The organism is Micromonospora coerulea, assembly GCF_016598485.1.
GTDB lineage: Bacteria > Actinomycetota > Actinomycetes > Mycobacteriales > Micromonosporaceae > Micromonospora > Micromonospora coerulea.
The window spans coordinates 125987-138147 of the sequence record NZ_JAEMUW010000013.1 but is presented as its reverse complement, the minus strand read 5'-3'; the positions used below and the strand labels follow the sequence as shown (position 1 = coordinate 138147).

6 protein-coding genes and 1 pseudogene are annotated in these 12161 nt (G+C 68.9%); 4 read left to right on the top strand and 3 right to left on the bottom strand.

Annotated elements, in window-relative coordinates; genetic code table 11:
• Positions 1–2: 2 nt before the first annotated feature.
• Positions 3–211, bottom strand: a pseudogene (locus tag I8N68_RS34270) (hypothetical protein); the annotation flags it as partial.
• Positions 212–254: 43 nt separating this feature from the next.
• Here I8N68_RS34270 and I8N68_RS18315 point away from each other — a divergent pair.
• Positions 255–527: an MMPL family transporter gene (locus I8N68_RS18315; protein ID WP_372433758.1), complete on the top strand. Its 273-nt coding sequence runs from the start codon at positions 255–257 to the stop codon at positions 525–527.
• A gap of 96 nt (positions 528–623) precedes the next feature.
• Here I8N68_RS18315 and I8N68_RS18310 read toward each other — a convergent pair whose 3' ends face one another.
• Positions 624–2765 carry an MMPL family transporter gene (locus I8N68_RS18310; protein WP_234040028.1) on the bottom strand — a complete coding sequence of 714 codons (2142 nt, stop codon included), beginning with the start codon at positions 2763–2765 and terminating at the stop codon, positions 624–626.
• A gap of 109 nt (positions 2766–2874) precedes the next feature.
• On the opposite strand from I8N68_RS18310, the gene I8N68_RS18305 reads away from it, so the two are divergent.
• Together I8N68_RS18305 and I8N68_RS18300 are read left to right on the top strand one after the other, a co-directional pair.
• Positions 2875–4179: a sensor histidine kinase gene (locus I8N68_RS18305; protein ID WP_307812870.1), complete on the top strand. Its 1305-nt coding sequence runs from the start codon at positions 2875–2877 to the stop codon at positions 4177–4179.
• A complete protein-coding gene (locus I8N68_RS18300; protein ID WP_200211356.1) occupies positions 4131–4775 on the top strand; it encodes a LuxR C-terminal-related transcriptional regulator in 645 nt (214 codons plus the stop codon). The genes I8N68_RS18305 and I8N68_RS18300 overlap by 49 nt, the downstream gene beginning before the upstream one ends.
• Before the next feature lie 730 nt (positions 4776–5505).
• On the opposite strand, the gene I8N68_RS18295 is transcribed toward I8N68_RS18300, so the two are convergent.
• Positions 5506–8559 (bottom strand): DEAD/DEAH box helicase, encoded by a 3054-nt coding sequence (locus I8N68_RS18295; protein WP_234040076.1) that lies wholly within the window; start codon positions 8557–8559, stop codon positions 5506–5508.
• Positions 8560–9104: 545 nt separating this feature from the next.
• On the opposite strand from I8N68_RS18295, the gene dpdE reads away from it, so the two are divergent.
• A complete protein-coding gene (gene dpdE / locus I8N68_RS18290; RefSeq protein WP_200211354.1) occupies positions 9105–12161 on the top strand; it encodes a protein DpdE in 3057 nt (1018 codons plus the stop codon).

The following is a 12161-nucleotide window of genomic DNA, read 5'->3' as shown; positions in this document are numbered from 1 at the left end:
GCTCAGGCGGCGATCGCTCGAGCGGCCGAGTACATGTCGGCCGGGAGCGGGTGGCTCAGCTGCCACTCGATTCGCATCGGTCGGTCGCCGGTGTGCGACCGGTAGGTCATGGGCCCGGCGTATAGATATGCCGGCACCCCAGCGCGCCGTCGGCGATCTTGGTCTCCCGGACAAACAGATGCACCGTCGACCTACGCTCAACGTGGTAGATAGCGACCCGAGTGTGGCCGCCGCACGAGGCCGCCGCTATCGGGGTGGAACATGCCGGTCCGACGGTCGCGGCGGCGGGCCTGATCCTTGCCGGGACGTTTGGGGTGCTGATGCTCGCGCCGATCTCGTTCCTGCAGCAGATGGGCTTCGCGGTGGCGATCGGCATCGTGCTGTCGGCGTTCGTCATGTCGATGTTCTTCGTTCCCGCCCTGACCGCGCTGATCGGGCACCGGGCGTGGTGGCCGGGCCACGGCGACGAGCGGCCGGCCAGGGGGCCGCACGCCCCGCCGGAGCCGGCGAGCGTGGCAAAGGCGTAGCGGGCGGCTTGACCGCTCGCCCTGCGGCGCCGGCCGTACCGCCGCGGTACGGCCGGCGCCCAAGCATTCCCGCTGCGGGCGTCGCCCGCCGGGTTCTTACGACGCCGCCGGTATCCGCTCGACCGGCGGGGCCGCGACGGGCCGCAATGCTGGCCGCGCCAGGGCGCTGGGCCACCAGGTGCGGGGGCCGACGTGCAGCGCCAGCGCCGGGACGAGCAGGCTGCGGACGAGGAACGTGTCGAGCAGCACCCCGACGCCGATGATGACCGCCGACTGCACGGACGGCGCCAGCGGCAGCACGCTGAGCGCGCCGAACGTGGCGGCCAGCACCACGCCCGCGCTGGTGATCACCCCGCCGGTCACGGTCAGCGCGTGCAGCACGCCCTGCCGGTGCCCGAGCCGCGCCGTCTCCTCCCGGGCCCGGGTGGCGAGGAAGATGGTGTAGTCCACGCCGAGGGCGACGAGGAACAGGAACGTCTGCAGCGGGATCCCGACGAAGAGCTTCGGGTAGCCCATCGCGTCGAGGATCAGCCCGGCCGCCCCCATCGCGGCGGCGTAGGACAGGACCACGCTCGCGAGCAACAGCAGCGGCGCGACCAGCGCGCGCAACAGCAGCACCAGGATGACGAAGACGACCGCCAGCACCAGCGGCACCACGAGGCGGTTGTCCCGGCTGACCGTCCGTTCCTCGTCGAGCAGGTACGCGGTGTCCCCGCCAACGAGGGCCTGCGCACCCGGCACGGCGTGCACCGCGGAGCGGAGCCGGTCGACGGTGTCCAGCGCGGCGTCGCTGTCCGGCGTGTCGACCAAAACCGCCGCGACGCGCACCCACCGGCCGTCCGGCGAGCGCTCCGGCGCGCCCACCTCGGCCACTCCCGGCACGGTACGGGCGGCGGCCACCACCTGGTCGGCCGGGCCGGCGGCGGCCAGGATCTCGGCGGGTGCGACGGCTCCCCTTGGGTAGTGCGCCTCGATCATCCGCTGGCCGGTGACCGAGCCGACCTCCTTGGTGAAGGACTCGTCGTGCGGCATGCCGATGCTGAGGTTGCCGATGCCGAAGCTGAGAATCACCAGCGCCGCCGCCGTGCCCAGCCACACCGCGCGGGGCCGCCGGCCGACGACACCGGCGATCCGGCGCCACACTCCGTGCTCGGCCGCCACGTCGAGCCCGACCGCGTCCGGTGAGTAGCGCGGCACGAACGGCCAGAACAGCCACCGCCCGAAGATGACCAGAACGGCCGGCAGCAGCGTGGTCATGGCGAGCAGCGCCGCCGCGATACCGACCGCGCCGACCGGTCCGAGCCCCCGGGTGGACGGCAGTTGCGCGGCGAGCAGGCAGAGCAGGCCGATCGCGACGGTCGCCGCCGAGGCGCCGATAGCGCCGATCGACCGCCGCAGCGCGACGGCCATCGCCGCGTGCCGGTCGGCGTGCCGGCGCAGTTCCTCCCGGTAGCGGGCGATGAGCAGCAGGGCGTAGTCCACGCCGACACCGAAGACCAGCACGGTCAGGATGCTCTGGCTCTGGAAGTCCACGGCCAGCCCGGCGTGCCGGGCCAGCAAATACACCACCGCGCTGGCGAGCTGGTTGGCCACCGCGACCGTGATGAGCGGAATCAACCACAGGACCGGGCTACGGTACGTGACGAGGAGCAGCAACGCGACGGTGGCCGCGGTCGCCAGCAGCAGCGTGGTGTCCATGCCGGCGAACGCGTCGAAGACGTCGTCCTCGCCGCCGGCCGGACCGGTCAAGGCGGTCCGCAGGCCGGCCGGCGGGTCAACGGTCAGCTGCTCCTTGATGGCAGCCACCGCGTCGGCCCGCTGGTCGGCGTCCCCGGCGACCGGGAAGGAGAGCAGCAGCGCCTGCCCATCCTCGCTGGCCACCGGCGCGGGCACCTGGCCGCCGTCGGCGTACCGGGCGAACGCCGTGCGGTCGCCGTCGACCTTCGCGCGGTCCGCGTCGGTGAGCCCGCTCTCGCGGACGTAGACGGCGACGGCCAGGGGCTTCTGCGAGTCCGGGAATGCGTCCTCGGCCCGCTGCACCGCCCGGCTGGCTTCGGCGGTGGCGGGCAGCGCGCCGAGGGTGTCGTTGTTCTGCACCTCGGTCAGCTTGATCGCCAGCGGTCCGGCCGCCGCGATGAGGACGAGCCAGAAGACGAGCATGGCGTACTTGCTGCGGCGGCCGGACGCCATGCCGGCCAGTCGCTGCCGCGCGGTTTCCTTTTGCCTGGTTGTGGTCATGTCGTCGATCCTTCGTTCGGCGAGGGACGAAGACAGGAGTGCCAGGTCCCGAACGGAGGTGGTGGTAGCACCACCGATTCCGGTGGTGCCGCTGGCGGAGAATGGCGCCGTGGACAGCTCCGTAGGTTCGGTCGTCTGGCAGCAGATCCGGCCGGGCGCGCTCGCCGCCGTGCAGGGCCTGGCCGTGGCCCTGCTGAGCTTGACCACCAACGCGTTGCTGTTCGCGCTGTCGGTGGTCTCGCTCGCGCTCATTCCCGTGTTCGGCATCGGGTTCGCGCTCTTCCCGGCGGTGACCGTGCTGGTGCGGCTTTCGCTACGGCTGCAACGGCGGCTGAGCCGGTGGTGCGGGCTGCCGATCGCGACGCCGTACCGACCGATGCCGGCCGACGCTCAGCTCGGCACCTGGAAGCGGTTCCGGTGGGTGGTCGGGGACCCGGCGACCTGGCGGGACTTCGCCTGGCTGATTCCCGGCGCGTTCACCGGCGGGGCGTGCCTGCTCGGGTTCGTGCTGGTGGCGTACGGGCTGGAGGGCGTCCTGTTCGTGCCGCTGGTGCTGTACCTCAACGTCGACTGGTACGGCTACGGCGTGTTCTGGCCGATGGACAACATCGGAAAGGCGTGGCTCGCCGCGCCGCAGGGGTGGCTGATCCTGTTCGGCGGGCTGGCCGTCGCGCCGTGGCTGGTGTGGCTGCACTTCCGCTTCGCCGGCTTCTTCCTGACGCCGACCCGGGCGCAGGAGCTGGCACTGCGGGTCAGGCACCTCGCCGCCACCCGGGCCGACACCATCGACACGCAGGCCGCCGAGCTGCGCCGGATCGAACGCGACCTGCACGACGGGGCGCAGGCCCGACTGGTCGCGCTGCGGATGAGCATCGGCCTGGCCGAGCAGCTCCTGGCCGACGACCCGGCCGCGGCGCAGCGGCTGCTGACCGAGGCGCAGGAGGCCAGCGGCCACGCCCTCGCCGAGCTGCGAGATCTCGTCCGCGGCATCTACCCGCCCGTGCTCGCCGAGCGTGGCCTGGGCGGAGCGGTGCAGGCCCTCGCCCTGGCCGTGCCGCTGCCCGTGGACGTCGACGTGCGGCTACCGGGCAGCCCGCCGGCGGCCGTCGAATCCGCGGCGTACTTCGCGGTGGCCGAGGCGTTGACAAACGTCACCAAGCACAGCGGTGCGGGCCGCGCCTGGATCCGACTGACGCACCGCGACGGTTCACTGACCATGGTGGTCGGCGACGATGGTCGCGGCGGGGCGACCCCGGACGCGGGGACCGGCCTGGCGGGCGTGCGACGCCGTCTGGCAGCCTTCGATGGCACGATGACCGTGACAAGTCCGCCGGGCGGACCAACAGTCGTGACCATGGAGCTGCCGTGCGAGTTGTCATCGCGGAGGACCTCGCCCTCCTTCGGGACGGGCTGACGCGCATCCTCGACGCGTACGGCTTCCAGGTGGTCGAGGCGGTCGCCGACGGGCCGTCCGTGCTGCCGGCGCTCACCCGGCACCGCCCCGACGTCGCCGTCCTCGACGTACGCCTGCCGCCGACCTTCACCGACGAGGGCCTGCAGGCGGCGCTCGCGGCCCGCACGCAGCTTCCCGGGCTGCCGATCCTCGTGCTGTCCCAGCACGTCGAGCAGCTGTACGCCCGGGAACTCCTCGCCGACCGGGCTGGGGGAGTCGGCTACCTGCTCAAGGACCGGGTGTCCAACGTCGGCCAGTTCATCGACGCGGTGCGCCGAGTGGCCGACGGCGGTATGGTGATGGACCCCGAGGTGGTCTCCCAGTTGCTGGCCCGCAATTCCGGGGCGCAGCGGCTGGGGGAGCTGACCGCCCGGGAGCGGGAGGTGTTGGGGCTGATGGCCGAGGGGCGGTCGAACGCCGCGATCGCCGGGCGGCTGTTCGTCACCGAGAAGGCGGTCAGCAAGCACATCAACAACATCCTCAGCAAGCTGGGTATGCCACCGTCGGATGACGACAACAGGCGGGTGCTCGCGGTGCTCGCGTACTTGAACGGCTGAGACTCATGCAGCCAGCGGATCGCCCTTGAACAGCTCCGCGATCGCGGGAACCGATGTTCCCGTCGTTCCGAAGCGGGACAGCGCAATGCGAACTGCAGTGGTGCAATGTGCCCGTGAGTGCGGAGGTGATGGTGGCGGTGGCCAGCGTGCTCGGCGCCGTAATCGGCGTCGGCGGAGCCACGCTCGGCGCGCGATTGAGTGCCCGTTCCCAACGAGACCTGGCTGAGGCGGAACGAAGGGAGGCGTCGCAGGCTTCGTTCCTCGGCTGCCTTGAGGTCTCTCGTTGCCGCCGATGAGCTGGTCTGGGCCAGGAAAGAGGCGAAGCGAGCGGGCGGCGAAGTCGATCGTGCAACCGCCGAGTTGAGAGCCTTCTATAGATCGGCTTGGACAGCACTCGTCACTGCTAGCGCGGCTGTCCAACTCATCGTTCGGCCCGAGATCAGCCGCGCGGCTAGGGACGCTATGGAAATCGCCAGGGAGGTCGACCGCCTCGTCTGGAACTACGTCGTCCATGATGGAGAGCGAATCGCGGGCACCTACCAGAGCAGCGTTAACGAGCTGGAAGCCCGTCGAGACAGCTTCACCGCAATCGTGCGTCAGGACGCCACGCCCGCAGGCTTGCCTCAATAGTCCAGCTCAGAAAGCGGCCCAGCCGTCCGACGACGTCGAGAAGGATGTTGCGCTGGCAGTGTCGAGGAATACGGACCGCTGTGTCGGGTAGTCCGACCTGTCAGGCGGCGATCGCCCGGGCGGCGGCGTACATGTCGGCGGGGAGCGGGTGCTGCAGGCGCCAGAGGATGCGCATCGGCCGGTCGCCGCTGTGCTCCTGGTACGTCATCGGCCCGGCATACAGGTACGGCGGCGCGCCCAGGTCGCAGTCGGCGACCTTGGTCTCCCGCACGAACAGGTGCACCGTCGACCCGCGTTCGGCGTGGTGGATGTAGCGCTGCCCGGTCCCCGACGCCGACGACGTGGTGCTCTGCGACTCCCACTGGAACAGACTGTCGGTGATGGCCCGGTCGGCGTACATGGTCGTGGGGGAGTAGTGCTCCTCGGACTTGACCAGCGTGACGAAGAAGAGGTCCGCCTGCTCCGACTCAAGCCACTTCACCCCCTCGCGAAGCGACCCCGGGTTCGCCATCCCGAAGGCCGCGCACGCCTCGTTGCGGCTGTAGCGGGCGTGCACCCGCAGCGGCACTCGGTCCGACAGCGGCGCCACCGTCACCCGGTGGATGCGGTCCCGCAGCACCTCGGCGACCTGGCGCAGCTCCGCGCAGCGCGCTGGCTCCGCCCAGAGCCGCTTCAGCCGGGCATCGCGCTCGCTCGGTGGCACCGACGGCCCCCAGAGGCTGAAGTGCAACATGTCCAGCAGCCGGCCGCCGCCGGGGTGTTCGCCGCTCGCGACCCGGGCCAGCAGGTCCAGCCGGTCGACGTCGTCGGTGTGCAGCATCCGGCCGATGGCCCGGCCCAGCTCGCGGTCGTCCGGCCCGGCGGTCGAGGTCTCGATGCCCGCCAGGCGCCGCAGCCCGGTCCACCCACCGATGCTCGCCGAGCGGTACACGTCCTCGATTTCCAGGCCGGTCTCCCGCAGGAACTCGGCCAGGCTCACGTCACCGAGCTGCCGCAGCTCTGCCACCAGGCCGTTCTTCGAGGTCGGCAGCGCCGACTTCAGGTTGGCGAGCACGACCTCCTTCGCCACCCGGTCCAGCTCAACGTGGCAGCCACTCGGCAGCGACGGGAAGTCATCGCGGACGGCGGCCTCGACGGCCCGCCGGCTGACGCCGGTCAGCGCCCGCCAGCGCAGGTCGAAGCGGAAGTTGGCGTGCTGCCCGCCGATGAAGTCGAGCACGGTCAGGCAGGGCTTGTCGTCGTCCAGGCGCAGGCCGCGGCCGAGCTGCTGCAGGAAGATTGTGGCGCTCTCGGTGGGGCGCAGCATGAGGATCGTGTCGACCATCGGCAGGTCGACGCCCTCGTTGAACAGGTCGACGGTGAAGAGCACCCGCAGCTCACGGTTGCGGAATGCCGTCAGCAGCCCCTGCCGCCCGGCGGCGTCGATCCGCGAGGTCACCGCAGCCGACGGTACGCCGTGCTGGGTGAACCAGTCCGCCATGAACTCGGCGTGCCCGATGCTCACGCAGAAGCCGAGCGCTCGCATCCGCCCGACGTCGGCGGTGTCGCGTACCGCCCGCAGGATCATCTGGGCTCGGGCGTGGTTGCCGGTGTAGACGCCGTCCAGCTCCGCCGGGTCGTACCCCTGCCCGCGCTTCCACCGCAGCTGCGACAGGTCGACGTCGTCGTGCAGCCCGAAGTACTGGAAGGGCGCCAGCAACTGTCGCTCCAACGCCTCCCACAGGTGCAGCTCCACGGAGGCGCGGCCGTCGAACCACCGGCGCACGTCGCCGCCGTCGCTCCGGTCGGGGGTCGCGGTCAGCCCGAGCAGTACGCGCGGCCGCAGCCGTTCCAGCAGTCGGGCGTACGTAGGCGCCTCGGCGTGGTGGAACTCGTCGACAATCACCATGTCGTACGCCTCCGGGTCGATCTCCTGCCGATGCAGCGACTGGATCGAGGCGAAGACGTACTTCCAGTCCTTTGGCCTATCGCCGCCGACGAGGGTCTCGCCGAAGCTGCCGTCTCCCATCACCTGCCGGAACACCGAGCGGCTCTGCCGCAGGATCTGCTCCTGATGGGCGACGAACAGCAGCGAGTCGACGTGGCCTGCCTTGCGGAGCCGCCGGTAGTCCAGCGCCGCCACCACGGTCTTGCCGGTGCCGGTCGCCATCACGACGAGGTTGCGCCAGCGGTCGTGCACCAGCCGCTCGGCGTTCAGGTCGTCGAGGATCTCCTGCTGGTACGGGAACGCGCGGACGTCCAGGTTCGCGATCTCGGTCGGTGCATCGTCGGGGCGCTCGCCGCGCAGCGCGATGCGCAGCCGGTCGGCATCCTTCCCCGGGTCGTACGCCTCAAAGGCCGAGTCGTTCCAGTAGTCGGTGAACGTCGCCTCGAAGGTGTCGATGACGTGCGGCTGCTCCAGGTTCGAGATCCGCACGTTCCACTCAACGCCGTCGACCAGCGCGGCCTTCGACAGGTTCGACGAGCCGACGTACGCGGTGGTGGTGCCGTTGTTGCGGCGGAACAGCCACGCCTTTGCGTGCAGCCGGGTGGTCCTGGTCTCATACGAGACCTTGATCTCGGCGCCCAACTCGGCGAGCCGGTCCAGGGCCCGCTGGTCGGTGGCGCCCATGTATGTCGTGGTGATGACTCGCAGCCGGCCGCCGCGGGCGATCAGGTTGCGGATCGCCGGCTCGACGATGCGTAGGCCATGCCACTTGATGAACGCGCAGAGCAGGTCGACCTCGTCGGCGGAGGCCATCTCGTGGGTGACCTCGTGGCCGATGCGCGGCTGATGGCGGCCGTTGACCAGCAGGGCGCCGGTGGAGAGCGGGGTGGTTGGGCGCACCGGGAAGGCGGGCGCGGCGGGCGGCGTCGGCGGGGCGGCGATGGCGTGCAGGAGGTGCTGCGCGTCGGCGACCTGGTCGTCGGCGCCGACGGCGCGCGGCTCGGCCTTGGCGATGCTCTTGGCGATCCGATTGGCCAGCTCGACCTGGCGCGCGAGCTTGTCGTCGCCGCCGGGGACAGCCTGAAGTGCGCGGTTGGCCAGAGCGGCGATATGACGGGCGAGCGCCACGTGGGCGTCGGCGGGGTCGAGCTTATAGCGCTGGATGACGGCGGGATCGACGTGCGCGAGCCGGTCAGCCAGCTCACGCGTGATCAGGTGCGCGTACATACCCTGCTCAAGATCCGCCACCCGGGCAACGTAGCCGGCGATGGGCTGGGGTGCTGTCCCGCCGTAGAGCCATAGAGTGCTGCTGTCGGATTCATGACACATGTGCCCTGCTTCACTGCAGAGTCGCCATTCCGTAGTTCGCCGCCGGCCGCCCCGCCGAGGACTGGGTTCCCCGCGGCCTGCGCCGTGAGCTGGGGCGGAGCCGGAGCCTTCGCAGGTAGTTGCCCTTATGCAATATCAACTTCGTAGGTTATTGACAACGCAAAGAGGCGACGTGGGACCGGCTGAACGGGTGATTACTCGGGGGTCCCGCTCCTGGGACCCCTGCCGGTAGTGTCCCCGGCACACCTTGTGGGGAGGTGAGGGCGATGCTTGGTGCGCTAGAGGTACCGGTGCGGTCGTAGCCGGAACGGGTGATTATTCGCAACAGCTCCCTAGCTGCCCGATTTCGTACTGAAAGGCGCCTCTTGTCCGGAACGCCCGCTGCATTTAACGCCGTCGGCCGGCCCCGGCTTGCGAGCGATGTAGGCCATGGAAGATCACATTTGGTCGGGCGCATCGTCCGCGACGTTCAAGGCCATATCGGTTTCGCGTGGTGTGAGGCGGTCGAGAGTGGGCAGGCCCATCTCCGCTACATCGACCTACCGGGCGTTCGCGAGGAGGTTCGCAAAGTACCTATCGGCCGGGTCCGCTTAGCGAAGCTCGACCACGGCGCGCGGGTGTGGGTCAGGAGCACGACATTCGGCTGGATGGCAGGTGAAGTAGCCGGCCATTTGAGCCACGGCCGCTACCTCGTGCGGCTACCTGCCGTCTCCGGGGACATCGCCTTGGAAGAGCGGCACCTGTTGGTGCGGTGGAACCAGCCACTGGCCGACCCGGTTGGTGCCGTGGCGCACGGGTTTTGTGATTCACCCGAGTACTACGAGGCGCGCTACCGCTTCCTTGACCAGTTGGTCCACCAGCGTGGCGTCGCCCGAGGCTTCACCGCTGCGTTATCGGCGCCCATCGCGCTTTACCAGCACCAGCTCGACACCGCCGCCAGAGTCCTGGCAGATCCGGTGCCACGTTATCTTCTGGCAGACGAAGTTGGGCTCGGCAAGACCATAGAAGCTGGCCTCGTCATCCGCCAGATGCTCCTCGATGACCCCGAGGCAACCGTACTCGTTTCCGCGCCAGCCGAACTGACGAGTCAATGGGAAGAGGAACTGCACGATCGGTTCCTCCTCGGCGAGGAGATCGACGAGGGAAGGCTCCAGTTGGCCTCCCACGAGCAACTAGCGGACGACCCATCACTGGGGCAGTTGGCGCTTGTTGTGGTGGACGAGGCGCACCGAATGGTTGATCTTCTCGACCGGACGCCCGCGCTCCGGCAGAACCTGTTGCAGTCCAGGGCCCTCCTGCTGCTGTCAGCAACACCGATGCGCAGAAATTATGCAACCTTCCTCGACCTACTCAACCTTATTGATCCAGTCGCCTTTCCGAGGAACGACATAAAGGGCTTCCGAGAGCGAGTAGAACAACGCGAGAGAGAGGCCACGGGGCTTCAGTTACTTTCCTCGCCCCGCACTGCCAGACGCCATCGTCTCAGCGTTCTGAACAATCTAGAACTACTGCACGGAACGGACCCGACAGTTCTCCGCCTCGTGCAGGAATGCCGATCGGAGCAGGACGGGGCATCCCCCCTCTGGTCCGACCTAGTCAACTACGTAAGGGAGACGTACCGCGTCAGCAGGCGGATGATCCGGCATCGCCGGAATACGCCGGCCACTGAAGAGTACCCAGTGGCCGGCCGGCGCACGGTCTTCGTCCGGCTTGATGACCCAGCCCGGCCAATAGTGGATACGTTTCTAGAGCGCTACCAGGAACATCTCGGCGGCCGAGACAGTCGAAGCCTGTACGCGAGGGCGGTCCTCAACGGGCTGGGCGGACCACGCGTACTTCTACGCCACCTGCAGTTGCGGCTCGCGGCATCGGCCGGGAGTCACGATTTTGTACCCCCGCACGACCGGCCATTGCTGAAGACAGCCGTAGCTCGTCTCCAACTGGTGAACACCAGCGTGCGCCTGCGTTCCAGCCTCGAGGTGGTACAAGATCGGCTCGACCAGGACCTGAAGGTCGTGGTCGTCGGGACATCGCCCGACACTGCTCGGGAGTTCTATCAGCACGCCACCGCTCGCTGGCCAGGACGGGTCGGAAGGCACTTCGGTGGTGCGGGCCAGAGTGACCACGAAGAGGTCGTCTGGGACTTCTTATCAGCGCCAGGCGGCCAGGTTCTGGTAGGAGACCAGTCACTCGAAGAAGGCCGGAACCTGCAGGATGCCCACGTCCTCGTGAATTTGGACTTGCCGCTCGATCCGAACCGACTGGAGCAGAGGATCGGGCGGCTGGATCGATACAGTCAGCGACCAGGTGCTGCGGAGATCGTCGTCTTCGCTGAACCGGACAGCGACTGGGTCAGCTCACACCTCCGACTGCTGACCGACGGTATCGGAATCTTCGCGCAGTCCGCCGCCACGCTGCAGCACAGGTTGGCCGAACTTTTGGATGAGCTGAGCCAACGGTTGCAACATTCAGGCAGGCACGCGTTCGAGTTCGACCTCGACGAACTGCGGGCCAACCTTGAGGAGGAGCGCGAGGAGGTCGACCTTCTCGAGGAGGTCGAGGCCGGCGCCCTTACATCGCACTTCGACCAGGCGGCTGTGGTTGAACTGCGCGAAGCGGAACGCAATGTCACCGCGTTGCGTGAGGCATTCTCCCGACTTGTCGGGAGGCGAGGAGGCGTCGGGATCCGTTCCTATGAGGATCCGGACAAGGGCCTGCTGCACTTCGGCCCGGAGATCCACGGACTTCCCGCCGATGCGGTAGAGCAACTGCGTCCCCTACTCAAACGACCCCGCGCGTACGGACGCGACGCTTCCATCGCCCGAAGAGGGGCTGCTCCTCTACGCCTCGGGGATCCCCTCGTCGACTGGCTCGCCCGATACCTGCAGAGAGACGAGAGGGGACGGGCACACGCTTTTGTTCGCTCCTGCTCGGCGGTCGAAGTACCGACTCTCTGGCTGCATTGCGACTTCCTGGTGGAATTCGACGCCTCGCACGCGCAGGTCACCAGCGAAGCCGAGCGCAGGCGTTTGCGCCGTCGAGCTGACGCGCTTCTGCCGCCAGCCATCGTTCGCAACTGGACGAGTGCCTCCGGGCCGGCGCCAGGAAGCCTCGTGCGGGATGTACTGGGCCTACCGTTTTCCCCGGGATCCGACCAGGTGTTGAGGGGCGAACTGTGGGAGCAGGTATTGTCCGCTCTTCCCGACTGGCAACAGCTCTGCCAGATGGCCGGGGAGGCAGCCCAGGACCTCCTGCGGACGTCGCCAGCGTTGGCGAGTGCACCGGCGGCCGCGGCAAAGCGGGCACAGGCGGAGGTAGGGGCGCGCCTCTCTGTGCTGCGCGCCAGATCGGAGCGGCTGGGGTCAGCTGCTGAACGTCTGAGCGCACAACTGGACCTCAATCGCGAGGAGGCAATCGGTCAGGCGCTTGTGCGGGGCGTCAGCACACCCGCTGTCCAAATGACCGCCTGCGGCGGCATCGTCCTCTGGCCGGCCTCATGA